At 64.2% G+C, this 25,384-nt stretch carries 25 protein-coding genes and 1 pseudogene; 14 read left to right on the top strand and 12 right to left on the bottom strand.

Annotation, left to right across the window (positions count from 1 at the left end):
- Positions 1–8 precede the first annotated feature (8 nt).
- Entirely contained in the window at positions 9–1,655 is a 1,647-nt protein-coding gene (gene mdcA / locus UP10_RS16980; RefSeq protein ID WP_044588520.1) for a malonate decarboxylase subunit alpha, read from the bottom strand.
- Positions 1,656–1,760: 105 nt separating this feature from the next.
- On the opposite strand from mdcA, the gene UP10_RS16975 reads away from it, so the two are divergent.
- From UP10_RS16975 to flbD, 7 genes are all read left to right on the top strand, one after another.
- Positions 1,761–2,621, top strand: coding sequence for a LysR substrate-binding domain-containing protein (locus tag UP10_RS16975; protein ID WP_044588467.1), 861 nt, complete (start codon positions 1,761–1,763; stop codon positions 2,619–2,621).
- Positions 2,622–2,886: 265 nt separating this feature from the next.
- Positions 2,887–3,162, top strand: a complete 276-nt coding sequence (gene sciP, locus UP10_RS16970) for a CtrA inhibitor SciP (protein ID WP_002714638.1) — start codon at positions 2,887–2,889, stop codon at positions 3,160–3,162.
- A 174-nt stretch (positions 3,163–3,336) separates the two neighbouring features.
- Positions 3,337–4,971: a flagellar basal-body MS-ring/collar protein FliF gene (fliF, locus tag UP10_RS16965; protein ID WP_044588466.1), complete on the top strand. Its 1,635-nt coding sequence runs from the start codon at positions 3,337–3,339 to the stop codon at positions 4,969–4,971.
- 1 nt (position 4,972) lies between these two features.
- Positions 4,973–6,055 carry a flagellar motor switch protein FliG gene (gene fliG, locus UP10_RS16960; RefSeq protein WP_044537167.1) on the top strand — a complete coding sequence of 361 codons (1,083 nt, stop codon included), beginning with the start codon at positions 4,973–4,975 and terminating at the stop codon, positions 6,053–6,055.
- Complete coding sequence (locus UP10_RS16955) at positions 6,055–6,678, top strand: FliH/SctL family protein (RefSeq protein WP_044588465.1); 624 nt, start codon at positions 6,055–6,057, stop codon at positions 6,676–6,678. The genes fliG and UP10_RS16955 overlap by 1 nt, the downstream gene beginning before the upstream one ends.
- 19 nt (positions 6,679–6,697) lie before the next feature.
- Positions 6,698–7,048, top strand: a complete 351-nt coding sequence (gene fliN, locus UP10_RS16950) for a flagellar motor switch protein FliN (protein WP_044588464.1) — start codon at positions 6,698–6,700, stop codon at positions 7,046–7,048.
- Between the two features lie 54 nt (positions 7,049–7,102).
- Complete coding sequence (flbD, locus tag UP10_RS16945) at positions 7,103–8,488, top strand: sigma-54-dependent transcriptional regulator FlbD (protein ID WP_044588463.1); 1,386 nt, start codon at positions 7,103–7,105, stop codon at positions 8,486–8,488.
- Positions 8,489–8,527: 39 nt separating this feature from the next.
- On the opposite strand, the gene UP10_RS45285 is transcribed toward flbD, so the two are convergent.
- A complete protein-coding gene (locus UP10_RS45285) occupies positions 8,528–8,683 on the bottom strand; it encodes a hypothetical protein (RefSeq protein WP_044588462.1) in 156 nt (51 codons plus the stop codon).
- 167 nt (positions 8,684–8,850) lie between these two features.
- Between UP10_RS45285 and UP10_RS16935 the strand changes: the two are divergent.
- Positions 8,851–9,233: pseudogene (locus UP10_RS16935) on the top strand (hypothetical protein).
- On the opposite strand, the gene UP10_RS16930 reads toward UP10_RS16935, so the two are convergent.
- The 8 genes from UP10_RS16930 to UP10_RS16895 all read right to left on the bottom strand — a co-directional run bounded on the left by UP10_RS16930 (position 9,223) and on the right by UP10_RS16895 (position 18,415).
- A complete protein-coding gene (locus tag UP10_RS16930; protein ID WP_245321767.1) occupies positions 9,223–11,295 on the bottom strand; it encodes a putative bifunctional diguanylate cyclase/phosphodiesterase in 2,073 nt (690 codons plus the stop codon). The pseudogene UP10_RS16935 and the gene UP10_RS16930 overlap by 11 nt on opposite strands.
- Before the next feature lie 328 nt (positions 11,296–11,623).
- Complete coding sequence (locus UP10_RS16925) at positions 11,624–12,214, bottom strand: flavin reductase family protein (protein WP_044588460.1); 591 nt, start codon at positions 12,212–12,214, stop codon at positions 11,624–11,626.
- A gap of 7 nt (positions 12,215–12,221) precedes the next feature.
- A complete protein-coding gene (locus UP10_RS16920; RefSeq protein ID WP_044588459.1) occupies positions 12,222–13,067 on the bottom strand; it encodes an ATP-binding cassette domain-containing protein in 846 nt (281 codons plus the stop codon).
- 8 nt (positions 13,068–13,075) lie between these two features.
- Positions 13,076–13,882, bottom strand: a complete 807-nt coding sequence (ssuC, locus tag UP10_RS16915; protein WP_044588458.1) for an aliphatic sulfonate ABC transporter permease SsuC — start codon at positions 13,880–13,882, stop codon at positions 13,076–13,078.
- Positions 13,879–15,060 (bottom strand): FMNH2-dependent alkanesulfonate monooxygenase, encoded by a 1,182-nt coding sequence (gene ssuD, locus UP10_RS16910; protein WP_044588457.1) that lies wholly within the window; start codon positions 15,058–15,060, stop codon positions 13,879–13,881. The genes ssuC and ssuD overlap by 4 nt, the downstream gene beginning before the upstream one ends.
- On the bottom strand, positions 15,042–15,995 hold the full coding sequence (locus UP10_RS16905; protein WP_044588456.1) for a sulfonate ABC transporter substrate-binding protein: 954 nt from the start codon (positions 15,993–15,995) through the stop codon (positions 15,042–15,044). Before UP10_RS16905 ends, ssuD begins: the two co-directional genes overlap by 19 nt.
- A 26-nt stretch (positions 15,996–16,021) precedes the next feature.
- Positions 16,022–16,972: a sulfonate ABC transporter substrate-binding protein gene (locus UP10_RS16900; protein ID WP_044588519.1), complete on the bottom strand. Its 951-nt coding sequence runs from the start codon at positions 16,970–16,972 to the stop codon at positions 16,022–16,024.
- 237 nt (positions 16,973–17,209) lie between these two features.
- A complete protein-coding gene (locus UP10_RS16895; protein WP_044588455.1) occupies positions 17,210–18,415 on the bottom strand; it encodes an LLM class flavin-dependent oxidoreductase in 1,206 nt (401 codons plus the stop codon).
- Between the two features lie 223 nt (positions 18,416–18,638).
- Here UP10_RS16895 and UP10_RS16890 point away from each other — a divergent pair, with 223 nt between their 5' ends.
- Entirely contained in the window at positions 18,639–19,748 is a 1,110-nt protein-coding gene (locus tag UP10_RS16890; protein ID WP_044537154.1) for an ATP-dependent DNA helicase, read from the top strand.
- Between the two features lie 137 nt (positions 19,749–19,885).
- On the opposite strand, the gene UP10_RS16885 is transcribed toward UP10_RS16890, so the two are convergent.
- Complete coding sequence (locus UP10_RS16885) at positions 19,886–21,619, bottom strand: caspase family protein (RefSeq protein WP_044588454.1); 1,734 nt, start codon at positions 21,617–21,619, stop codon at positions 19,886–19,888.
- 278 nt (positions 21,620–21,897) lie between these two features.
- Here UP10_RS16885 and msrA point away from each other — a divergent pair, with 278 nt between their 5' ends.
- The 5 genes from msrA (at position 21,898) to UP10_RS16860 (ending at position 24,548) form a co-directional block, all read left to right on the top strand.
- Positions 21,898–22,614: a peptide-methionine (S)-S-oxide reductase MsrA gene (gene msrA, locus UP10_RS16880; protein ID WP_082077157.1), complete on the top strand. Its 717-nt coding sequence runs from the start codon at positions 21,898–21,900 to the stop codon at positions 22,612–22,614.
- Positions 22,615–22,729: 115 nt separating this feature from the next.
- Entirely contained in the window at positions 22,730–23,143 is a 414-nt protein-coding gene (gene msrB / locus UP10_RS16875; RefSeq protein WP_044588453.1) for a peptide-methionine (R)-S-oxide reductase MsrB, read from the top strand.
- 108 nt (positions 23,144–23,251) lie between these two features.
- Complete coding sequence (locus UP10_RS16870; RefSeq protein ID WP_063775384.1) at positions 23,252–23,629, top strand: hypothetical protein; 378 nt, start codon at positions 23,252–23,254, stop codon at positions 23,627–23,629.
- Positions 23,630–23,866: 237 nt separating this feature from the next.
- On the top strand, positions 23,867–24,031 hold the full coding sequence (locus UP10_RS16865; RefSeq protein WP_082070006.1) for a DUF3309 family protein: 165 nt from the start codon (positions 23,867–23,869) through the stop codon (positions 24,029–24,031).
- Between the two features lie 223 nt (positions 24,032–24,254).
- Positions 24,255–24,548: a hypothetical protein gene (locus UP10_RS16860; protein WP_044588452.1), complete on the top strand. Its 294-nt coding sequence runs from the start codon at positions 24,255–24,257 to the stop codon at positions 24,546–24,548.
- A 154-nt stretch (positions 24,549–24,702) separates the two neighbouring features.
- Here the strand turns inward: UP10_RS16860 and UP10_RS16855 are convergent, their stop codons facing one another.
- Positions 24,703–25,239, bottom strand: coding sequence for a DUF4112 domain-containing protein (locus tag UP10_RS16855; RefSeq protein WP_044537148.1), 537 nt, complete (start codon positions 25,237–25,239; stop codon positions 24,703–24,705).
- Positions 25,240–25,384: the final 145 nt, after the last annotated feature.

The following is a 25,384-nucleotide window of genomic DNA, read 5'->3' as shown; positions in this document are numbered from 1 at the left end:
TCCTTGTGTTACGCGCGCGCAACGGTGCGGAATTTTGCAGGCGGCGCGTAGAGGCCACCGGACGCAACCACGAGGTCATCGATCGTCTTCGCGGCGAGCCAGTCGCGGGTCGCCGTCGCGCTCTCGATGCCGAGATCGGAGGGAAACATCACGATGCCGCGGCGACGAAGGGCCTCGGTCGTTTCGGCGTCCTGCCGCTTGCCGAAATCGGTGTCGCCGGCGACCGCGCGCAACGCAGCCTCGCGCTCTCCAGGCGAGCGGCAGCGCAGCAGATTGCAGACGCCCTGCTCGGTGATGACGTGGCTGACATCGTCGCCATAGACCATCACCGGCGGCAGTGCGAACCCGGCCGATGCCGCGAGGTCGTACGCATCGAGGCGCTCGACAAAACTCGGCGCACCGTTTGGCTGACGGGTCTGGACCATCTGGACCACCAGCTTGCGGCCGCGCAGGCTCTCTCCTGCCTCCTCGCCGGCACGCAACCAGGCGGGACTGTCGTGGCGTCGGCCGCGCGCGTCCGCGCCCATGTTCGGCGCGCCGCCGAAGCCGGTGATTCGCCCTTTGGTGGCGGTGGAGCTGTTGCCCTGCGGGTCGATCTGCAGCGTGCCGCCGACAAAGAGATCGCAGGCATATTGTCCGGCGACCTGGGCAAGCGTCCGGTTCGAACGCAGACTGCCGTCCGCGCCGATCGGAAACACGTGCGCGCGGTTTGCGACATAGCGCTCCATGCCGAGTTCGGAGCCGAAGCAATAGACGCTGTCGACAAAGCCTGATTCGATCGCCGGGATCAGTGTCGGATGCGGGTTGAGCACGAAATTCCGTGCGACCTTGCCCTTCAGCCCGCGCCGCGCCGCAAAGGTCGGCAGCAGCAGTTCGATCGCCGCGGTGGCGTAGCCGATGCCGTGATTGAGCCGCGTCACCTGGTAAGGCTCGTACACCGCTGAAATCGCCATCATGGCCATCAGGACGTTCTCGTTCCTGATCTTGGCGGGATCGCGCGTGAACAGCGGATCGATCGCATAAGGCTTCGGGCCCGGCACCACGACATCGACCCAGTCGCCGGGAATGTCGACACGCGGCAGCCGATCGACGATCTCGTTGACTTGCGCCACGACAATGCCGCCGCGGAACGCGGCTGCCTCAACGATGGTGGGCGTGTCTTCGGTGTTCGGGCCGGTATAGAGGTTACCGCCGCGGTCCGCCTTGTCGGCAACGACCAGGGCAACATGCGGTGTCAGGTCGACCAGCATGCGCGCATAGAGTTCGAGATAGGTATGGATGGCGCCGATCTTGAGCGCCTTGGCGGCGACCAGTTCGGCAAGCCGGCGGCTTTGCGGACCGGCAAAGGCGAAATCCAGCCGGTTTGCGATGCCGCGCTCGAACACGGCCAGATGGTCGGGAAGCGCCAGAACCGACTGCACCATGTGCAGATCGTGAACGCGTGCCGGATCCATCTTCGCCAAGCAAGCTGCAAGGAAGTCCGCCTGCTTCTGGTTGTCGCCTTCGAGCGCCACGCGATCGCCGGACATGATGATCGCTTCGAGCAATTGCGTCGTGCGCTCGGGCGGACAGATTTTTCCGTTGGCGCCGCAGACGTCGCGTGCGCGCTGCAGCCGCGTCGCGCGATCGGCCGCTGGTTGTGAAGTCTGGGACATGATGAACCTCATCCGCTTTGTTGCCTGAAGCGAAGGTAGGAGGCCATCATTGATAATAGAAACGATATTCTATAATATGATTGATTACATATATGGATCAATCGCATGCTCGACCTGGAGCTCTTGCGTGCCTTTGTCGCGGTCGCGGATTGCGGCGGCTTCCACCGTGCCGCCGAACAGCTCAATCTGACCCAGTCGACGATCAGTCAGCAGATCAAGCGCCTCGAAGTCGAGACCAGGCGCCCCCTGTTTCGGCGCACGACGCGCAGTGTCGCGCTGACCGACGAGGGCGAGATGCTGCTTGGCGATGCGCGGCGCCTGCTTCAGCTCGAGGAGGCGGCCCGGCAGCGGCTGATGGCGCCACGTCTGTCTGGCTCGGTGCGGCTCGGGGTGGTCGAGGAAGTGGCAGGCGGTTCGCTGCCGTCGGCGCTGGGCCGCTTTGCCGCACTTCATCGTGGCGTCAAGCTCGAGGTACAGATTGGAGTGAGCGCCGAGCTGATCGAGCAGCTCAATGCGGGGCGGCTCGATTTGGTGTTCGCCAAGCGTCCGCTCGGAACGTCAAAGGGACGCCTAGTGTGGCGCGAACCACTGGTGTGGACCGCTTCCGAGGCGTTCGACCTGATCCCCGGTGCACCGCTGCCGCTGGCGCTGTATCGCGAGCGATCGGTGTCGCGCGACGCGGCACTCTCCGCGTTGCGCAATGGCGAACTCAGCTGGGAGATCGTCTATACCAGCCCAAGCCTGACCGGCGTCCGCGCGGCGGCAGTCGCGGGCCTCGCCATCACACCACTTCCCTTGAGCGCGGTGACCGCAGGTCTGCGCGTGCTCGGCATCGAGCACGGCCTGCCGCAGCTGCCCGATCTTGAATTTGCAATCTACGAGAAGCGGCGGCCGGACAAGGCTGCAGAAGAACTCGCCGCAGCCTTGCTGGCGCTCGCACGCGGTCCGATGCGTCCGACGATATAATCTACGCGCTTCGATACGCGCGACCGAGAAACAGCGCTCCCATCGATGGTCGCGCCCGCGGTACGCGCCTGTACAGACCGGGACATGGTGGACGGGTGTTCGGAGACATCGTGGACACTTTCGACCGCGAAGCAGGGGGTCCGAGGCCTCAGTTCCCGGCCATTCCAACGAGATTCGTATTGAACGCTTGGGCTTAGGCAAATTTTAAGCCGGCCCGCGTAGGTTACCACAGTGAGTTCAGTGGTTGAGAGTTTGTGAGTACGCCATGACAGAACCCCATCGCCCGAGGGTGAAATACGTCATCGGGCCTGACGGCAGCCCGTTAACGATTGCGGACCTGCCTGCGCCCGGTACCAAACGGTGGGTTATCCGCCGCAAGGCCGAAGTCGTAGCCGCGGTCCGCGGCGGCCTGCTTTCTCTCGAGGAAGCCTGCAGCCGATATACGCTGACCGTTGATGAATTCCTATCCTGGCAGTTCTCGATCGACCAGCATGGTCTGGCCGGGCTGCGGACCACCCGGATCCAGCAGTATCGGCAGTAAGCAGAAACCAATACCTGCGGCATTTGACGAAAACCGGCTTTGCTTTGCGAAGCCGGTTTTTTTCATGTCCGCGCTTTTGCCGTGGACCTTAACCTTCGTTAACCAGATAGAAACCATACCCTAGGCAATATTTGCCCAGTCGGACCCATCGGGGCCGAATCCTGGGGGCCGTGCGTGCAAAGTCTGGTTGCTTTCCTGCGAGGTCTTGGTGCGGCCCGGCTTGTGGCAATGGTGGCGGTCACCGCCGCCCTGATCGGTTTCTTCGCCTTCGTCATCATGCGCGTCACCACGCCGCAGATGACCACCCTCTTCACCGACCTGTCGACCGAGGATTCCTCCGGAATTATCAAGGAGCTGGAGCGTCAGGCGATCCCCTACGAACTGCGCAATGACGGTGCCGCGATCATGGTGCCGAAGGACAAGGTGACCCGGCTGCGGATGAAGCTCGCCGAGGGCGGCATGCCCAAGGGCGGCGGGGTCGGCTACGAGATCTTCGACAAATCGGACGCCTTGGGCACCACGAGCTTCGTCCAGAACATCAATCATCTGCGCGCGCTGGAGGGCGAACTGTCCCGCACCATCCGCGCCATCGACCGCGTCCAGGCCGCGCGCGTCCATCTGGTGCTGCCTGAGCGGCCGCTGTTCTCGCGCGAGACGCCGGAGCCGTCCGCCTCGATCGTGCTGCGGGTGCGCGGCGCCCTCGAACCGCAGCAGATCCGCGCCATCCGCCACGTGGTCGCCTCCGCCGTCAACGGGCTGAAACCGCAGCGCGTCTCGATCGTCGACGAGTCAGGCCAGTTGCTCGCCGACGGCGCCGCCACCGATGGCGATGCCACCGCCGGCGACGAGCGCCGCACCGCCTACGAGAAGCGGATCCGCAAGCAGGTCGAGGACATCGTCTCCTCGGTGGTCGGCGCCGGCCGTGCCCGCGTCCAGCTCGCGGCCGATTTCGACTTCAACAAGATCACCGAGACCTCGGACAAGTTCGACCCCGAAGGCCGCGTGCTGCGTTCGAGCCAGACCCGCGAGGAAAGTAGCCTCACCGCCGACAATTCCGGCCAGGTCACGGTCAACAACGAGCTGCCCGGCAACCAGAACAACGACAACGCCGCCCGCGCCAAGGACCAGAGCAAGAAGAGCGAGGAAACCAACAATTACGAGATTTCCCGCACCACCAAGACCGAGGTCACTGAGGCCGGCCGCGTCAACCGGATCTCGGTCGCGGTGCTAGTCGATGGCAGCTACGCCAAGAACGAAAAAGGCGAGATGGTCTACCAGGACCGCAGCAAGGAGCAGCTCGACCGTATCGCCACCCTGGTGCGCTCGGCGATCGGTTTCGACCAGAAGCGCGGCGACCAGGTCGAGGTCGTCAATCTCCGCTTTGCCGAACCGCCGGCGACGACCCCGATCATCGAGCCGACCGGCCTGCTCGGCATGCTGCAATTCACCAAGGACGACGTCATGTACGTCATCGAGCTCGGCGTGATGATGCTGCTCGGCCTGGTCGTGCTGTTCATGGTGGTCCGTCCGCTGGTCAAGCGCATCGTGGCCGCCGACCCGGCTCCCCGTGCAGGCACAGTGCCCGCCCTCGCCGACGCCGGCGCGCATGGCGCCGACGGTTCGGCCGGAGCGACCGGCCAGGCCCTGATCCCGAACAACAGTGCCGCGGCGCAATTGATCGACGTCGCCCAGATCCAGGGCCAGGTCCACGCCCAAGCCGTACATCGGGTCGGCGAACTGGCCGAACGCAATCCGAACGAGACCGTCTCCATTGTCCGTCAATGGTTGAGCGAGCCTGCCGAGAGCTGACATGGCCTTACCGCAGACCACAAACCAGAACGACATCACCAACGTCCTCTCGACGCTGGCGAGCCGGCAAAGTGGCCGGCCGAAGAGCAAGCCGCTGTCCGGCCCGAAGCGTGCGGCGATCCTGATGCTCGCGCTCGGCGAGCAGCATGGCGGCAAGATCTGGGCGATGCTCGACGACGACGAGGTCCGCGAATTGTCGGTGCAGATGTCGACGCTCGGCACCGTCGAGGCCGACGTGGTCGAGGACCTGATGCTCGAATTCGTCTCGCGGATGTCGGCCTCCGGCGCGCTGATGGGTAATTTCGACGCCACCGAACGCCTGCTGCAGCAATATTTGCCGTCCGAGCGCGTCACCGGCATCATGGACGAGATCCGCGGTCCCGCCGGCCGCAATATGTGGGAGAAGCTCTCCAACGTCCAGGAAGAGGTGCTCGCCAACTACCTCAAGAACGAATACCCGCAGACCATCGCCGTCGTGCTGTCGAAGCTGAAGCCGGAGCATGCCGCCCGCGTGCTCGCGATCCTGCCCGAGGACATCGCGCTCGACGTCGTCGGGCGCATGCTGCGGATGGAAGCGGTGCAGAAGGAAGTCATCGAGCGGGTCGAGCAGACGCTGCGCACCGAGTTCATGTCGAACCTGTCGCAGACCCGGCGCCGCGACGCCCATGAGGTGATGGCCGAGATCTTCAACAATTTCGATCGCCAGACCGAAACCCGGTTCATCACCTCGCTGGAAGAGGAAAACCGCGAATCCGCCGAGCGCATCAAGGCGCTGATGTTCACCTTCGACGATTTGATCAAGCTGGACTCCGCCTCGGCCCAGACGCTGATGCGCAACATCGACAAGGACAAGCTGGGCGTCGCGCTGAAGAGCGCCAACGAGGAAGTCCGCAGCTTCTTCCTCGGCAACATGTCCTCGCGCGCCGGCAAGATGCTGATGGACGACATGGCCGCGATGGGACCGGTTCGCTTACGCGACGTCGACGAGGCGCAGGCGCTGCTCGTCAACCTCGCCAAGGATCTCGCCGCCAAGGGCGAGATCACCCTGACCAAGAACCGCGCCGACGACGAGTTGGTGTACTGATGGCCGCGCCCGCAAAGTTCATGTTCGACACGGACTTCTCGGCGCCCGACCGCGCGCGCGAACGCGCCGCCACCCCGGCCGAAGTCGCGCAGAAGATCGCCGATGCGGAAGCGAGGGCCTATCGCGCCGGCCATGAGGCGGCCCAGCGCGAGGCCAAGGTCGAGAGCGACCGCCGTTCCGCGCAGGCGCTGGAGCAGATCGGCACAGCTATCAAGGGCATCGCGGCGCGCTTTGGCGGCATCGAGACGCGGATGGAGACCGAGGCCGTCGACGTCGCGGTCGCGGTCGCCCGCAAGCTCTGTTCCGAATTGATCGCCCGCGAGCCGCTCGGCGAGATCACAGCCCTGGTCAGCGACTGCTTCTCGCATCTGGTGTCGACGCCGCATCTCGTGGTGCGCATCAACGACGCGCTGTACGAGGGTGCCCGCGAGCAGATCGAACGGACGGCGGCGCAGAGCGGCTTCCAGGGCCGGCTGGTGATCCTCGCCGAACCCACCATCGCCACCGGCGACTGCCGGATCGAATGGGCCGACGGCGGCGTGGCGCTGGAGCGTGCGACGATCGAAGCCAAGATCAACGAACTCGTCGGGCGCTATCTGGCGTCCCGCGGTCAGGCCGGCTGACGGCCATGAGGACTGAACCATGAGCGACACCGACACACACGTCCCGCTTCCCGATCTCAACTCGACCGATACGCCTGCCATCGACGATGTCGGTTACAACGAAGATGAAAATGCGGCCCGCATCGCCGCCGATCTCGAGGCGGTGTTCGACGTGCCGGTGCAGGTGTCGGCCGTGCTCGGCCGCTCCAAGATGGACGTCGGCGACCTCCTCAAGCTCGGGCCGGGCACGGTGCTCGAGCTCGACCGCCGGGTCGGCGAAGCGATCGACATCTATGTCAACAACCGGTTGGTGGCGCGTGGCGAAGTTGTGCTGGTCGAAGACAAGCTCGGTGTGACCATGACCGAAATCATCAAGGCGGACCGCTCTTAAACAATTCAACGCGTGCGCGCGCGACCTGCGCGACCAGACGAACAGGAGACTATCATGCGGCTTCTCATCGTTGGCACCCTGAAGGGCCAACTCACGACCGCCACCAAGATCGCGATGGACAACGGCGCGTCCGTGACCCACGTCGAGGCTGCCGAACAGGCGATGAACGTGCTGCGCGGCGGCAAGGGCGCCGACCTGCTGCTGGTCGATGTCGCCCTCGACATCCGCGACCTCGTGATGCGGCTGGAAGCCGAGCACATCCACGTCCCGATCGTCGCCTGCGGCATCTCCAACGATGCCCGCGCCGCGGTGGCTGCGATCCACGCCGGCGCCAAGGAATACATCCCGCTGCCGCCCGATCCCGAATTGATCGCAGCCGTGCTCGCCGCGGTCGCCAACGATGCGCGCGATCTCGTCTATCGCGACGAGGCGATGGCCAAGGTGATCAAGCTCGCGCAGCAGATCGCGGGCTCGGATGCTTCGGTGATGATCACCGGCGAGTCCGGCACCGGCAAGGAGGTGCTGGCGCGCTACGTCCATTCCCGCTCGGGCCGCGCCAAGCGGCCGTTCATCTCGATCAATTGCGCGGCGATCCCGGAGCACCTCCTGGAATCCGAACTGTTCGGCCATGAGAAGGGCGCCTTCACCGGCGCGATCGCGCGCCGCATCGGCAAGTTCGAGGAGGCGACCGGCGGCACGCTGCTGCTCGACGAAATCTCCGAAATGGACGTCCGCCTGCAATCCAAGCTGCTGCGCGCGATCCAGGAGCGCGTGATCGACCGCGTCGGCGGCACCAAGCCCGTCGCCGTCGACATCCGCATCATCGCGACCTCGAACCGCAACCTCGCCGACGCCGTGCGCGAAGGCAGCTTCCGCGAGGACCTGCTGTTCCGCCTTAACGTCGTCAATCTGAAGATCCCGCCGTTGCGCGACCGCCCGGCCGATATCCTCGAACTGGCCCAGCATTTCGCCAAGAAATATGCCGAGGCCAACGGCGTGCCGGTGCGCCCGATCTCGCCGGACGCCCGGCGCGTCCTGACCGCAAACCGCTGGCAGGGCAACGTCCGCGAGCTGGAAAACACCATCCACCGCTCGGTCCTGATGGCTCAGGGCGACGAGATCGGCGCCGACGCGATCCTGACGCCGGACGGTGACCGCCTCGATCTCACCAAGACCGCACCGGCGGTCGCGCACGCCACCTTCGCCGCCGAGCAGGTCACCCGCGCGCTGGTCGGCCGCACCGTCGCCGACGTCGAACGCGACCTGATCCTGGAGACGCTGAAGCACTGCCTCGGCAACCGCACCCATGCCGCCAACATCCTCGGCATCTCGATCCGCACGCTGCGCAACAAGCTGAACGAATATGCCGATGGCGGCATCCCGATCACGCCGGCCGGCAATGGGGCGGGCGACTATCAGCGGCTGGCGACGGCGGGCTGAGCAACATAACCGCAGGGGCCATCGGCGCGATGGCCTGCATTACGAATAGCTCGGCGCGTCCGGCCTGCGAAAGATGTGGATGGGATCGCCGGGCACGAGTTCGCGCCCGGTGAACGTCGCATAGGCGTACAGCGCGAGATAGCCGACGGCGAGCGCGCCGACGAGATAGAACAGCCAGGCTCCCACGCGCTTCATCGAACCGTCACGCCTCCGAAACATTTCCGGCTTTTAATCCGCTGCCCATCAAAGCGCCACGGGCAACATGCCGCGTCGGGCCACAACCCTTGATCCCTTGAATCTCGAAGCCGATTGCCTTACTCAATCTCCTATTGCTTTTATTTTTTAGACAACTGGAGAGAGACATGACCCTTTACGCGCAGACCAGCGGCACCCTGTCCACCAATTCCGGCTCGTTCACACCGATGAAGGGCCTCAGCCTGACGATCCCCGAGGGCGTCGGCACCACCGCCATCATGATCCTCAACGTTCCGATGCCCTACGCCGAAGGCAATAACAATCCGGGCGGCACCTTCGGTATCACGGTCAACGGGACGCCTTCGTCAGTCGTAGCGAGCTTTACCTACAACGAGCAGGCCCGACAAGCTTCGGCCGCGTCCCGATGACGCTGGTCGTCGGCATCCCGCTGGGCAACGCGCCGCAGACCGTTCAGGCCGTCTGGTACGGCGTCCGCGGCAGCACCGTGATCATCGACAGCCCGGCAACGCTGACCGCGATCATGAACTAGCCTGGAGCCGATTCCGTTTTGGCTGTATCCGGCACGCCTCGCGCTCGATGCTGGCCGCCACCAGCGGCGCCTCGTCGGCGGCGATCGGCGGGGAAAAGACGAAGCCCTGCACCACGTCGCAATCGAGCCCGCCGAGCAAGTCCAGTTCGGCCGGCAGTTCGGCGCCCTCCGCCACCACCTTCATGCCCAGCCCGTGCGACAAAGCGATGATGCCGCCGAGCAGTTTGCGCTTCTCCGGCGCGGTGGAAATGCCATCCACGAAGGCCCGGTCCACCTTCAGCGAGTGGAAAGGCAGGCGCGTCAGATAGCCGAGCGAGGAATAGCCTGAGCCAAAATCGTCCAGCGCCAGCCGGACGCCGAGACCGGAGAGGGCCGTCAGCGTGCGACTGATCCGCTGCTCGGTATGATCCACGAACAGGCTTTCGGTGAGCTCCAGGCAGAGCAGCTCCGCCGGAAAGCCGGTTTCCGCCAGCACGGCCGAGACTGCCGTCTCGAAATCCCCACTCCAGATCTGCGCCGGCGAGACATTGACCGAGACGGAGCGCCGCGGCAATCCGGCATCCAGCCAGGCACGGCCCTGCCGGCAGGCCTCGCGCAGCACCCACAGGCCGAGATCGACGATCAGCCCGGAGCTTTCGGCGATCGGGATGAACTCCGCCGGAGAGATCGGCCCGCGCTCGGGATGGGTCCAGCGCAGCAGCGCCTCGAAGCCGGTGACGCGGCCGGTCCTCAGGTCCACCTGCGGCTGGTAATGGGCCTGGAGGGCGTCGGCCTCCACGGCGTGGCGCAGATGACGGGCGAGATCAAGCCTTTGATCGACCGCCTGGGCATAGACCGGCTCGAACAGTTGCGCCCGGCCGCGCCCGGCCTCCTTGGCCATGTAGAGCGCGAGGTCCGCGTTGCGCACGGCGGTCTCCGCCGTCACCCCATGCTCCGGCAGGCGGGCGATGCCGATCGTGGCGCCGACGAAGGCCTCGCCCTCGGTGAGATCAACGGGGCCGGACAGCCTGCCGATGAGCCGATCGGCAAGCCCGGTCAGCGCGGCGTCGGACGTGCCGCATCCCTCCGCCAGCACGGCGAATTCGTCGCCGCCGAGCCGGGCGATAAAGGCTCGCGGACCTAACTCCTGCCGCAGCGCAGCCGCCACCCGGATCAGCAATTCATCGCCGGCGGCATGGCCGAGGGAATCGTTGACCTCCTTGAAGCGATCGAGGTCGATGAGCAGCACGGCTGCGCCCCGGCCTTCCAGGGTGCAGACTTCGATCAGGGCGGCGAGCTGGCGCTTGAACAGCGCGCGATTGGCAAGGCCGGTCAAAGGATCGCTGTAAGCGAGCTGCTCGAGCTGGCGCTCAGCCTCCTTGAGCTGGGTGATGTCGCTGGAGGTGCCGCGATAGCCGAGAAAGGCGCCATCATCAGCGAAGATGGGCTTGCCGCTGGTGGAGATACTGATGCGCGACCCGTCCTGGCCGATCAGCGTATAGGTGAAGTCGCGAAAAGGGCGATGGGCCTCCATGTCGGCCCGGAGCCGTGCCATGCCCTCCTCGTCCTCGGGCGCATAAGCCAGCTCCCAGCGCGCCTTCCCGCCAGCGGCCACCGTCTGGAACGCCGCATTGCCGGGAAGCGACTTGGGATAGGGCAGCATCCGATGGGCGGCGTCGCTCTCCCAGCACCAGTCCGAGGCGGTGCTGACAAAATCGGCCAGCCGCTGCTCGCTCTCCGCCAGGCGCCGCAATGCGGAGGTCTCCTCCGTGACGTCGCGGACAATGCCGGACACGCGCCGGACCTGACCGAGCGCGTCGAATTCCGGCTCGCCATGCACCACGCAGTCAAGCAGGCTGCCATCGGACCTGCGAAGCCTCGCTTGCACCGCATAGGGCCGCCCCTCCGCCCAGCACGTCGCGTAATGCGCCTCCAAAATCTTGCGGCTTTCAGGCACGTAGCGCCTGCTCGCTGTGACGATGGGGATCAAGCCATCGACCGTCTCGAATTCGTAGAAAGCAGCGAGCTCAGGCGATATCCAGAAATCGGTAGCGGCGGCGCTCTGCGACTCCCAGTAGCCCATGCGGGCCATTCTGATAGCGGACCGCAGCGACCGTTCCTCATGCCAGCGGCGACGCGCCACCCCCATGGGGGCCTGCCCTTGCGACAATCTGCGAGCGGTCATCAGTCCCCGACCAAAACGCTAACGTACAATCACCCAGGCAACCATTAGCATAGCGAGCGATAACGTTGGAGCAACGCCGGTTACAATCTGAGGTTCGTCCGCAGATTTGGTGTAGTTTCGGTGAATTCGGCCGACACCAAGTATTAAGACTTCAAATCCAAGCGGCGTTTAACAACGCCAAGCTGCGCACTTGACGTATTTCGGGAACGCAACCAGAGCGGGAAGTCTAGCGCAGCCCCCGGGCATGGACGTGACGGGACGGCAGGCTGACCTCGGCCAGCTTGAGCTGGTCCTCTTCCCTGTCGATCGCGACATATTCGCCCTGCCAGTATGCCAGCGCGGCGGTTCGCTGCGAGGCCACCACATCGAGCACGCGGCCGATCACGATCGCGTGCGAATGACGTTCGATCACTTCTTCCACCTCGCAGTCGATCGCCGTGAGCGATCCGACCAGCAGTGGAACGCCCGAGGCGCGCGTCGTCCATTCAGCGCCGGCGAACCGGTCCGCGCCCTTCAGCCCACCCTTGCCCGTGAAGCGTTCGGCGACATCGAGCTGGTCCGCCGTCAGGATGTTCACGCCGAATACGCCATGGCGCTTGATCAGCTGATATGACGACGCCGCGCGGTTGATGCTCACGATCAGCGACGGCGGATCGACCGACAATGACGACACCGAGGTCACCGTCATCCCGGAAATGTCGTCGCCGCGGCCGGCTGTGATGATGCTGACGCCACCGGTCAGATGCCGCATCGCGCCGCGAAAATCATCGGCGGAGACGGCCTGGGCGATGGAGAGGTTGCGGACGGCGGTGTTCATGACGGCCTCACAGATCAGACGTATCTTCGCTGCCTTCGAGCAGGTGCTTCAGGATCGCGCCTTCGAGCGCGGCGAGTTCCGCCGAGCCGCGCCGGCGTGGCCGCGGCAGATCGACCAAGACGTCCTGGGCGATGCGGCCGTCCTCGATGACAAGCACGCGGTCGGCGAGCGCGACCGCCTCGGCGACGTCATGCGTCACCAGGATCGCGGTAAAGCCCTGGTCGCGCCAGACACGTTCGAGCAATGCCTGCATCGAGATCCGGGTCAGCGCATCGAGCGCGCCGAGCGGCTCGTCGAATGCCAGCGTCCGCGGCTGGCTGACCAGCGCACGCGCCAGCGCCACCCGCTGCTTCTGGCCGCCCGAGAGCACCGCGGGCCACTGCCCGCGCTTGTCGTCGAGACCGACCTCGACCAGCGCATGCTCGGCACGCGCCTGGGCATCCGCGGATTTGCGTTCACGACCGAGGCCAACCTCGACATTGGACAGCACCCGAGCCCACGGCAACAGCCGCGGCTCCTGGAACATGACGCGGAGGTCCTGGGCGCGAGGCGTCTCGCTGAAGGAAATGCTGCCGGCGGTCGGTGTCTCGAGGCCCGCGATCAGGCGCAGCAGCGTGCTCTTGCCGCAGCCGCTGCGGCCGACGATGGCAACGAACTGGCCGGCCGGAATGTGCAGGTCGATGCCAAGCAGCACCTCATTGTCGCCGAACGACTTGCGCAAGCCGCGGATGGTCAGCGACAGGCCGCGCGGCGCGCCTTCCGACGCACGCCGCAATTGCCGCGCTTGCGGGATGATATCGGCACGCTCGACCGGCTCGGCGTCCACGGACTGAAAACGAAGCGCCTCTTGCATTCTCATTCTCACTTCTTCTGGAAGGCGGGATGCCAGGACAGGGTCAGCCGCTCCAGCGCGCGCGAAGCGCTGTCGGCGAGCTTGCCCAGCAAGGCGTAGATCAGGATCGAGAGCACGACGACGTCGATCAGCATGAACTCGCGCGCCTGCATCGCCATGTAGCCGAGCCCGGACGAAGCCGCGATGGTCTCGGCCACGATCAGCGTCAGCCACATGATGCCGAGCGCAAAGCGCAGGCCGACGAAGATCGACGGTAGCGCGCCGGGGAAGATCACCCGGCGGAACAACTCGCCGTCAGTCATGCCGTAGATCCGCCCCATCTCGATCAGCTGCGGATCGACGGTGCGGATGCCGTGCAGCGTGTTGAGATAGATCGGGAAGAACACCCCGAGCGCGACCAGAAACAGCTTTGCCGACTCGTCGATGCCGAACCAAAGGATGACGAGCGGGATCAGCGCCAGATGCGGGATGTTGCGCACCATCTGCAGCGTGGTGTCGGTGAGCTTGGCCGACAGCTGCGACAGGCCGTTGGCCAGACCGAACGCGAAGCCAATGCTGCCGCCGATCAGGAAGCCGATGCTGGCGCGCCAGAAACTCACCCAGATGTTGCGGATCAACTCGCCTGACAGCAACAGCTTCCAGCCGGCCAGCGCGACGTCGCTGGGCGCCGGCAGCACGCGCCCGGGCACGAAGCCGGTGACGCTGGCGAGTTGCCAGACCAGGATGATCGCGAGCGGCACGATCCACGGGATCAGGCCGTCGACCTTCGGCAGTTTCGGTGCGCTAAGGCGCGGAAGAGAATCGATCAAGCTCATGATTGCGATGCCTGTTTCTGCGGCCGGTACTCGTTGCCGATAGTCTCGCCGAACGGCCCGGTGTTGACGCGGATCGGCGTCACGTTGTTGCCGTGCCCGAGCGACAGCAGCGGGAACACCAGTTCCGCGAAGCGATAGGCTTCCTCGAGATGCGGGTAGCCGGACATGATGAAGGTATCGACGCCGATCTCCTGATACTCCTTGATCCGGGCTGCGACCGTCTCGGGATCGCCGACCAGCGCGGTGCCCGCGCCACCGCGCACCAGGCCGACGCCTGCCCACAGGTTCGGGCTGATCTCGAGCTGGTCTCTGCGGCCGCCGTGCAGTTGCGCCATGCGCTGCTGGCCGACCGAGTCCATCCGCGAGAAGATCTTTTGCGCCGCCGCCACCGTGTCGTCGGTGACGTGCTGGATCAGTTCGTCGGCGGCCTTCCAGGCCTCCGCGTTGGTCTCGCGCACGATGACGTGCAGGCGGATGCCGAACGACAGCTTGCGGCCGCGCTGCTCGGCGATCGCCTTGACCCGCGCGACCTTTTCGGCGACCTGCGCCGGCGGCTCGCCCCAGGTCAAATATTTGTCGACGGTGTCGACCGCGACGTCGATGCCGGCGTCCGACGAGCCGCCGAAATACAGCGGCGGTCGCGGCGATTGCACCGGATGGAACAGCAGGCGGCCATCCTCGATCTGGATGTGCTTGCCCTCGACATTGACGGTCTTGCCCGCGAGCAGATCGCTGTAGACGTTCAGGAACTCGCGCGTCACCGCGTAGCGCTCGTCATGACCTAAGAAGATGCCGTCGCCCTTGTTCTCGACGGGATCGCCGCCGGTGACGACGTTGATCAAGAGGCGACCGTTCGACACCCGGTCCAGCGTCGCGGTCATGCGCGCGGCGACGGCAGGCGACTGCAGCCCGGGCCTGACCGCAACCAAATAGCGCAGGCGCTCGGTCCACGGCGCGACGGCCGAAGCCACCACCCAGGAATCCTCGCAGCTACGGCCGGTCGGCAGCAGCACCCCGTAATAGCCGAGCTGGTCGGCAGCCTGCGCGATCTGGCGCAGATAGTTGAAGTTGACCTCGCGGCCGCCGATCGATGTGCCGAGATAGCGGCTGTCGCCATGGGTCGGCAGGAACCAGAGGATATTGGCGTTGGTTGCGGTGCTCACGTTCCCGGCCTCCATGCGACGTCTGAAATCTTGATCTGTTTGGGGATCAGGCCGAGGGCGAAGAACGCATCGGCGACCTGCTGCTGATCGGCGATGACAGCATCGGTGACCGGCTTGATGCCGTAGGCCTGGCGTTTCAGCGCGACCTCCACCACCGGGACCGACAGGCCGATGGTCGGCGCCAGTTGTTCGGCGACTGCGTGAATGTCGCCCTTGGCCCAGTCGTCGACCTCGCTCAACTGCGCCAGCACGAGATCGACGATCTTCGGATCGCTCTGCAGGAACGCCTTCGAGGAGAAATAGAACTGATAGTTCGAGACGATTCCGGTTCCGTCAGCCAGCGTGCGCGCGCCGGTGGCCGATTCCGCTGCGGCCTGGAACGGATCCCAGATCACCCAGGCATCGACCGCGCCGCGCTCGAACGCTGCGCGGGCATCGGCAGGCGCGAGATAGGCGACCTCGACATCGGAATATTTGACGCCGGCCTTCTCCAGCGCCTTCACTAGGAGATAGTGGACGTTGGAGCCCTTGTTGAGCGCGACCTTCTTGCCCTTCAGCTCGGCGACCGACTTGATCGGGCTGTCCTTCGGCACCAGGATCGCCTCGCCCTTCGGCGCCGGCGGCTCATAGGCGACATACTGGATCGGCGCACCGGCGGCCTGCGCGAAAATCGGCGGCGCTTCGCCGGTGTTGCCGAAATCGATCGCGCCGACATTGAGCGCCTCGAGCAGCGGCGGCCCGGACGGAAACTCGGTCCACACCACCTTGGTGCCGACCGCTTTCAGCTTCTCTTCGAGCGAGCCCTTGCTCTTCAGCAGCACCAGCTTGCCGTATTTCTGGAGGCCGATACGAACCACCTTGTCCTGCCCATAGGACGCGCTGACCGCGGCTGCGACGATGCTGACCGAGAGCACCGCGCTGGTGATCCAGCGTTGAATGATACGTCGCATGATGACGCCCCTTGCGTTGAATGAAATCAGGTCTGGCTGCTGCGCCAGACGATGTCGCGGACCACGATCTGCTTCGGGATCAGGCCGAGCTTGAAGAAGCGGTCGGCCACACCTTGCTGGGTCGCGATGATGTCGGCGCTGACGGGGCTGACCGAGAAGCCGGCCCGTTTGGCCGCGATGGTCTGAATGTCGAGCGGCACGCCGGTGACGGCGGCCAGCGATTTCGCGACCTCGTCAGGATGCGCCTGCGCCCAGTCCGCGGTCGCGCTCGTGACATCGACAATCTGCTGCAGCGCGCGACCGTGATTGCTCGCGAAGTCGCGGTTGGCGATATAGAACGAGTTGGTCTTGGTCACTTCACGGCTGTTGACCAGGATGCGGCCGTTCTGCTTGGTCTCGCCGATCGCAAAATATGGATCCCAGATCGCCCAGGCATCGATGCTCCCGTTGCCGAAGGCAGGACCGGCGTCCGGCGGCGTCAGATAGACCGGCGTGATGTCGTCAAAGGTCAGTCCGGCCTTCTCCAGCGTCTGGATCACGACGTTATGCGCGCTGGACCCCTTGGTGAAGCCGACGCGCTTGCCCTTGAGATCGGCGATCCCAGCGATTGCCGAATTTTGCGGCACCAGGATGCCTGACCCATTGATGATGGGCTGAGCCGCGGCATAGACGATGGCAGCGCGCGCAGCCTGGGCGAAAATTGGCGGGGAGTCGCCGACGGCGCCATAGTCGATGCTGCCGACGTTCATCGCTTCCATCAACGGCGGCCCGGAGGAGAACTCGACCCATTTCACCTCGATACCCTGCGGCTTGAAATGATTTTCCAGAACTGCCCGCTGGCGCGCGATAACCAGCACGCCATTCTTCTGGTAGCCAATACGAATCTCCTTCACCCCAACCTCGGCGCTCGCGCGCCCTGACAGCGCGGCCACGGCGACTGAGCCGAGCGACAGTTTGAGGAGCTCACGACGCTTCATTCCAAAAATCCCCTGACAATCGCGCGCGCTGCGCTGCACGATCATGCGATGTCAGGATGATGGGGGTGGCGAATGAAGCTGTCGAGGAGGCAGCAAAAATAGCGATGCCCGCACTGTCATGCGGGCAAGGTGCGTGCGGTTTCTTTCAAGGCGCCGATGGCAGGTAGCGAATTATTTTCCTCACGGAATCGCGATTTCGCTGCCAGGAATCGATCAGGCAATCGATCAGACGATCGATCAGCCGGCGGCGGCCGTTTTGGGCGCGACATTGACCGCCAGTTTACCATAGCGGTCGCTGAAAGCCTGAGTGTCGATCTCCTCGAGTTGAATCGCGCCGCTGAGCACGCCCTCTTTCCAGGCATCGTGCTCGGGATCGTTCTGGAACTCCGGCATCACTTCCCGGGAGAACAGCTCAAGCGACTCGCAGATATGCTCATGCGTGTTCTTGCCGGCCTGGTTGAGCAGGATCACCTGGTCGATATGCGAGGCCCGGAAGCGCCTCAGTTTCTTGGCGATGGTCTCCGGCGAGCCGATCAGGCCGCCGCGCAGCGCGGCTTCCTGCGCTTCCGGATTCTCGCGCTTCCATTTGTTGTACTCGTCCCACATGTTGACGGTGCCCGGCGCCGGCCGTTGCCGGTTCTGCGCCTGCCCGTAATAGCGCAATGCGAACTGGAAGAAGGTGGCGCCATCGGCGCGTGCCCGCGCCTCCTCGTCGGTCTTGGCGCACATGAAGAATGACACCAGCGCCATGTTCGGATTGATCTCGTAGTCGGCGAGCTTGTTCAACCGCTTGGTGATCGCGTTGTAATAGGCATGCACCCAGGCGTGCGCGGCGTCCGCGCTGACGAACTGGAAGCCGAGCGCGCCAAATCCGTTTTGTCCGGCGCGCTCGATGGTCGGCAATTGCGAGCAGGCCATCCAGAGCGGCGGGTGCGGTTTCTGCACCGGCTTCGGCACGACATTGCGCAAGGGAATGTCGAAATACTTGCCGTGATGCTCGGTGCCGATCTTGGTGAACATCGGGAAGATCGCTTGCACCGCCTCCTCGAACACCTCACGCTTGGTCTCCATGTCGCGGCCGAACGGCGTCAGCTCGGTGATCGAGGCGCTCTCGCCCATGCCGAACTCGCAGCGGCCGTTGCTCAGGAGGTCGAGCACCGCGATCCGCTCGGCGACGCGCGCGGGATGGTTGGTGGTGAGCTGGAAGATGCCGTGGCCGAGCCGGATCTTCCTGGTGCGCTGGCTCGCGGCGGCAAGGAAGGATTCCGGCGCCGGCGAGTGCGAATATTCCTCGAGGAAATGATGCTCCACCACCCAGGCGTAATCGTAGCCGAGCCGGTCGGCGGTCTCCAGTTGCGTCAGCGCGTTCTGGTAAAGCCTGAGCTCGTCGCCGTCGCTCCACGGACGCGGCAATTGCAGCTCATAAAAGATGCCGAATTTCATGGCGTCGCTCCCAAGGTCGCCTGTTCCAGCTTGTTGTTGGGATCAGTCTAGTGCCGGCACGGACCAAGTCTAGCCTAGAGGTCTAGCCTTGGCCGCGAAACTCCAATTCCGCGCAGCGGAAGTCGACTTGATTGGAGCGCGCGAATGGCTAGCTTGTGAATGTTGAGTCGCGGCGTTATCGGTCGCGCAATCCTCCCTCCGAAAGCCCCAAGACAATATTCAAGTGACCGCCTTCACGCCGCACCAGGATTCCGCGCTGAAAGCCGTTGCCGACTGGCTGAAAGCCAAACCCGGCAAAAACGGCACGCCGCCGGTGTTCCGCCTGTTCGGCTATGCCGGAACCGGCAAGACCACCCTTGCCCGCCACATCGCCGAGGACGTCGATGGCGAGGTCAAATTCGCGGCCTTCACCGGCAAGGCGGCGCTGGTGATGCGCAACAAGGGCTGCGACAGCGCCTCGACGATCCATTCGCTGATCTATCGCGCGCGCGAATCCGGCGTCGAGCAGCCGAGTTTTGAGCTCTGGGACGACGCTCCAGCCTCGAAAGCCAAGCTGATCGTGATCGACGAGTGCTCGATGGTCGATGCCGAGCTTGGCCGCGATTTGATGTCGTTCGACTGCCCGCTTTTGGTGCTCGGCGACCCCGCCCAATTGCCGCCGATCCAGGGCGGCGGCTTCTTCACCGATTGCGAACCGGATGCGATGCTGACCGAGGTGCACCGCCAGGCGCAGGACGATCCGATCGTGCGGATGTCGATGGATATCCGCGAGGGCCGCGAGCTCGAAATCGGCCGCCACGGCGAAAGCGAAGTCGTCTCGCGCAAGGAGCTCGATCCGGACCGCGTGATGAGCGCCGACCAGGTGCTGGTCGGCCGCAACAACACCCGCCGCGCCTACAACATGCGGATGCGGCAGCGGCTGAAGATCGAGGATCCGCTTCCCGTCGCCGGCGACAAGCTGGTCTGCCTGCGCAACAACCGCAAGAAAGGCCTGTTCAACGGCGGGCTGTGGCGGGTCAAGGCGCGCGCGCAGTCGAAATCCAAGATCATCACCATGCGCGTGACACCGGACGAGGACTTTGGCTACAAGGTCACGAAAGTCTCGGTGCGCGGCGAATGCTTCGACGGCGGGATCGAGGGCATCCCGTGGGAGCAGCGCAAGCCCTATGACGAGTTCGACTACGGCTATGTGCTGACCGTGCACAAGTCGCAGGGCTCGCAATGGGACGACGTGGTGCTGTTCGACGAGAGCTTTGCGTTCCAGGACTCTCGCGCGCGCTGGCTGTATACGGGCATCACGCGCGCGGCGAAGCGGCTGAGCATCGTGGTGTGACATCGTCATTCCGGGGCGATGCGAAGCAGCGAACCCGGAATCTCGAGATTCCCCGATGCGCAATTGCGCATCTGAGGTCTGGTGCTTGCGCACCATCCCGGAATGACGCTTTCGGATGTTTGCACATCCTCCAAGCGTCACTTCCCCGCAAAGTAAAAATCCTCACGTCCGGGCGGCGAGCCGTAGGTGAAGGGCTGCTGTCCGTGTTTGGTCGCAGTCCAGACGTCGTCACGCACGATGTCGAAGAGCTTTCGCACCTCGACCTTCGGCTCCCTGATGTCGCGCGCCAGCGCGGTGGCGAACGGCGAGTTCGCGGAATCGCCGTCGAGCGCGGTTTCGCCGTGCTTGGCGGCATAGACCACCATGAACCCGGCTTCGGGCTCGATATTGGAAAAGCCCTTGCTGACCAGCTTCAACGCGATGGTATGCTGCATGGTCTTTTCGAACGGATTGTCGCGGCAGGCGTCGAGCATCACGAGCCGCAGCTTGCGGGCACCGGAAACAGCGGCAATGACCTGCTCCAGCGCCACCGCCTGCGCATCGGCGTCGCGGTCGGCAGCGAGCCTTGCGTCGGTCGGGATCAGATAATTGACACCGCCGATTTCCATGCCGTGACCGGCATAATAGACAACCGCCCAATCCGATTTTTCGGCCTCGGCGCCAAACTCATGCAGGGCGGCAAAGAATTTGTCACGGGTCAGATCGGGCGCAAGCGTCACGGTCGCAAAACCGAGCTCGCGAAAGGTCGACGCGATCAGTCTGGCGTCGCGCGGCGGGTTGTCGAGCGGTTGCACATTCTTGTAGGCGCCGTTGCCGACGATCAGCGCGACCTTGCGCGGCCCGGCCGGTTCCGCCGGTGCCACAGTCTTTCCCGGTGCGGGCTTGGGCGGCGCTGCGGCCGCCGGAGACGGCAAGACCGCCATCAGTGCGGCCAGGCGTTCCTTGGCGGTCCGGCGCGCAATGGCGGTGTCGGTATCGTCGTATTTCGTCAATGTCGCGCTTGCGGAGCGATAGTCGGAACGCGCCGCGACGAGATCCTTCCGCTTCTCGTAGAGAAGGCCGCGACCGGCGTGGGCACGAATATTGTTGGGGCTGATCTTCAGCGCCTCATTGTAGTCATTCAGCGCGGCGTCCAGTTCGCCCTTGCCGAGATTGGCATTGGCGCGGCTGGTCAGCGTGTAGACTGCTTTCGGGTTCTTGCCGAGCACCGCATTGCAGTCGGCGAGCGCCTCGTCGAATTTTCCCATGTCGGTATAGGTGACGCATCGGTAAGTCGGAATTTGCACGGCGTCGGGATTGAGCTTAAGCGCATCGGCATAGTCGGCGAGCGCGGCGTCATTGTTCTTCTCCAGCCCCTCCACGCGCGCACGGTTGTAGAGATGGATGTAGCGGATCGGGCTGTTGGCCGGGGTCAGATTGACGGCCTGGTTGAAATCGTCGAAGGCGCGTTGCAGATCGCCCTTGCGCATGAAGATCAAGCCGCGATTATTGAAGGCGCTCGCAAAATTCGGGCGCATCTGCAGGCATTGGTCGTAGTCGGCGAGCGCGTGCTCATCGTCGCCCTTGTTGCTGTAGGCGATGCCGCGCGAATTGATGTAGCCGACATTGTCCGGATCAGCATCGTGCGCCGCGCTGTAGGCCGCGATCGCGCCGTCATAGTCGCGCTTTTTGTTCAGCGTATCGCCGCGAAACCAGAACGCGGCGGCTCTGGATTTTCCGATGATGGTCTCGTCGGCAATCACGCTTTCGCAGGCCGCCAGCCGCGCGACCGCCTCGGCCTGGGCATTGCGGCAGGTGTCGATATCGCCGGCCGCACGGGCAGCTCCAGCCAGTGCAAGCAGGACGATCAACGAAAGGAATGCGCGCAACATCGTAACGAGGCCCCCGGCACCTGGAATTTTGTCGCGCGTCGCAACTCACGGTTCACTGGACGGGCCGGCCGGTTCCGCTCGGCAATTATACGGCATGGTCGGGCGGCTCGTCCCTTAAGGCGTTGCAGGAACGCGACTTTATTCACGAAACCGTGTCGCCTTGGCCGTAACGAAACGCCCGCTCGCCCGTATCTTGAGGCATCGGAGCGAACCGGGCCGATTGCGAATGCCGGCCCGCGCTCTAAAATGGCCCCCAACCGCGATCCCACGAGGAACCCATGCCCCGCAGCTCCCTCAGCCGCTTTTCGATCTGCGCCGCCGCGATCGGCGCGCTGGCCGTCGCCGCCTTTGCCGTTGCGCCCTCGCTTGCCGCGGAGGACGCGGTGATCATCCCGCCGCCCGCGACCGACGCGCAGGAGAGCGGCATCAAGACGGTGGTCGTCGCCGGCGGCTGCTTCTGGGGCGTGCAGGGCGTGTTCCAGCATACCGCCGGAATCGTCAACGCGGTGTCCGGCTACTCCGGCGGCGCCAAGGCGACGGCGGATTACAGCATGGTGTCGACCGGCTCGACCGGGCACGCGGAGTCGGTCGAGGTCAAATACGACCCGCAGAAGATCACCTATGGCAAGATCCTGCAGATCTTCTTTTCCGTCGTACACGACCCGACCCAGTTGAACCGCCAGGGCCCCGATAGCGGCACGCAATATCGCTCGGCGATCTTCACCACCAGCGACGAGCAGAAGAAGGTGACGGACGCCTATATCGCCCAGCTCAACGCCGCCAAGGTCTACGGCAAGCCGATCGTCACCAAGGTCGGCGCACTTGCGGCGTTCTATCCGGCGGAGGGTTATCACCAGGACTATCTGACGCTGCACCCGACCCAACCCTATATTGCCTACAACGACATCCCGAAGGTCGAGAACCTGAAGAAGATCTTCGCGGAGAATTACATCGAGAAGCCGACGCTGGTGAGCAGCGCCAAGGTCACCAACTGAGGCAATAGCTTCCGTCATTGCGAGGAGCGAAGCTGACGAAGCAATCCATCGTGCTTCCCTCACACTGGATTGCTTCGCTTCGCTCGCAATGACGATCCAACCTGGAGGAGTTTCCATGTCCGACACCAAGACTGACGCCAAGGTCCGCAAGAGCGAAGCCGAGTGGCGCAAGGAACTGACGCCGATGCAATATGCGGTACTGCGGGAAAAGGCGACCGAACGTCCCTTCACCGGCGAATATGAGCACGATCCCCGCAAGGGCACCTATGTCTGCGCCGGCTGCGGGCAGACGCTGTTCGAGTCCGACGCCAAGTTCGACTCCGGTTGCGGCTGGCCGAGCTTTTCGCAGCCCGCGGCCGAGAGCAACGTCGACGAGGAGCGCGATGTCACCCATGGCATGGTCCGCACCGAGGTGCTGTGCTCGAAATGCGACGGACATCTCGGTCACGTCTTCAACGACGGCCCCGGCCCGACCGGCCTGCGCTACTGCATCAACTCGGCATCGCTGAAGCTGAACGAGAAGAAATAACTGCCGCCGACCGAACGTATCGTCCGCCCCGTGCGACCAAGGACCGGTCGCGCGGGGTTTTGTTTTGGCTTCACCGGTCTCTCCCGCGCGCAAACGAGGGAAGATTTGATGCCGCACATTCCAGGAAAGCTTTTGTTTGGTCTCGGCCTCGCCGGACTCATCATGGGGAGCGTCGTGAGCGGGCCGGCCCTTGCCGCCGACAAGGTCTCCCTGTTCAAGGTCATCACCAGCAAGGACGAGGTCGTGATCGGCCTCACGGACGCCGATCTCGCCCAGCTCGAGGGCCAGAATGCCGGCGGGCTGGCAAAAATGCTGGTCGCCAAGGGCTCGATCAGCGTCTGGCAATACGCCGTGCACAAATCCGCCTCCGGCGATCTCGAAGAGGCGCCACTGCACAGAATAGGCCTGATCGCCAGCGACTCGCTGCGCGTCGAGCCCTATCCGACGCCGCTCAAGGTGCTGCCGATCGACGAGAGTAAGAAATAGCGAAGGCATCGTCATTCCGGGGCGATGCGCAGCATCGAACCCGGAATCTCGAGATTCCCCGGTGCGCAATTGCGCACCTGAGGTCTGGTCCTCTGGACCATCCCGGAATGACGACGCGCGCATAACCCAGAATGACGACGAAGTTATCGGCCACCAGGCCAAAATGTGCTTTGCTCTCCGATGCGGGGCCGTCGGCGTCTCGCCGTGCGGCTGCCGCCCTTTTTCGAGGAGGGCACCATGTCGCTTGGACTGATCCTCATCATCCTCCTGCTGATTATTCTGCTTGGCGGCGCCAGCGGCCGGATCCGCGGCTATGGCTACGGCCTCGGCCATTCCGGAACCGGGCTGATCGGGGTAATTTTGGTCGTGGTTCTGGTCATGGTCCTGCTGGGCAAGCTGTAATCGCCATAAATATTTGAAATAAAACAACTTATTCGATCTATTCCGCTGCTATGCGCGGATTCATCATGTGCCTTGCCCTGACGGTTCTGGGGTCGCATTTTTGTCAAAGAAGCCTATATTAGCCTCTGAATGATGTGCGCGGCGCGCCGCCGGTAGTGGCCCACCGTCCCCCAAAAACCAATTCGATAGCTCCAGCCGTCACGAAGATAAGAGGTCGTCGACAATGCGTCCCTTGCGTCCGTTCAACTACAACACCTCCGCCGAACTGTTTCCCGCCGCGATCCGCAAGAAGAAGCGGGCCGGGTTCGCCTATCGCCGTTTCGGTACCGCCGCCGAAGCCGTGCTGTTCGCGATGGAGCAATTGCCTGCGGACTCGCTGAACGGCGCCTATCTGCAGGTCGAGGAAGCGCGCTTCGACCAGAATGGCATCCGCTCGCTGTACGAGAGCGAGTCATTTCCGTTGCAGCGCCATCCGCGCCCGGTTCAGGCCCAGCAGACCAACGCTGACGCCGCCTAAGCCTTTCTTTCTCTCTTCCCAACGAAAAGCCCTCGGACGTGTCCGGGGGCTTTTGTTTGAGTCGTGCACATTTGCGCATGATCTCCGCGCAAACGCGTCCCGCGTTTGTCGCGAGGGAAAACCGCTTCACACTTTTCCGGATCATACGCGTGCGCTACAGGCGCGGCTGCCTGTCGAGCCAGCGCCGCAGCAGCCGCACGTTGCGGATGTTGGCGCGGAACATGACGTCGAAGGCGTCGCCCACGACCGGCACGATGCCGACCACGCCGTCGACGGCGACATTGGCGAGCATCCGCGCTGTGATGTGCCAGGGCGCGCCGAGCGCACGGGCCTCGCGCACCAACCACAGCGAGATCGCCGTCGTGATGATGTCGCCGACGATGGGGATCAGGCCGATCAGCCCGTCGATGCCGTAGCGGATGTTGGTGCCAGGCAGCACGAAGGCGACGTCGAGCAGTTTTGCGATCGCCTCCAGCCGCGCCAGCCGCTGCTCGCGCGTCAGATTGCCGAACGGGTTGGCGGCGGAGTTGCGGAAGTCGAAGTGAAAGCTCTCGAACTGCGGACGCGGTCCGGCATCCGGGATTTCGTGCCCGTCCTGGTCGATGATCTTGCCGCGCGCCTGCGCCCCGCCGAACGGCGGCCGCGATCGCGCAGCATTCGATGTGAAGATGTCGTTCTCGGGCATGGCCATCACATGGTAACGCCAGTGGGCGGTTCAAGTTGCGTTACATTACCACTGTGTCATCTCTTGCAACTGTCGTCCCTGCGAAACAGGCTGTGCGAGAAGTCGCGCTGCTTGCGACGGGATGGCTGCATCGGCCAGCAAAAATGCTCAG

Origin of the sequence: Bradyrhizobium sp. LTSPM299 (assembly GCF_000938235.1) — a bacterium.
Classification (GTDB): domain Bacteria; phylum Pseudomonadota; class Alphaproteobacteria; order Rhizobiales; family Xanthobacteraceae; genus Bradyrhizobium.
The sequence above is the reverse complement of the archived record's forward strand: the minus strand, read 5'-3'. Positions and strand labels throughout refer to the sequence as shown.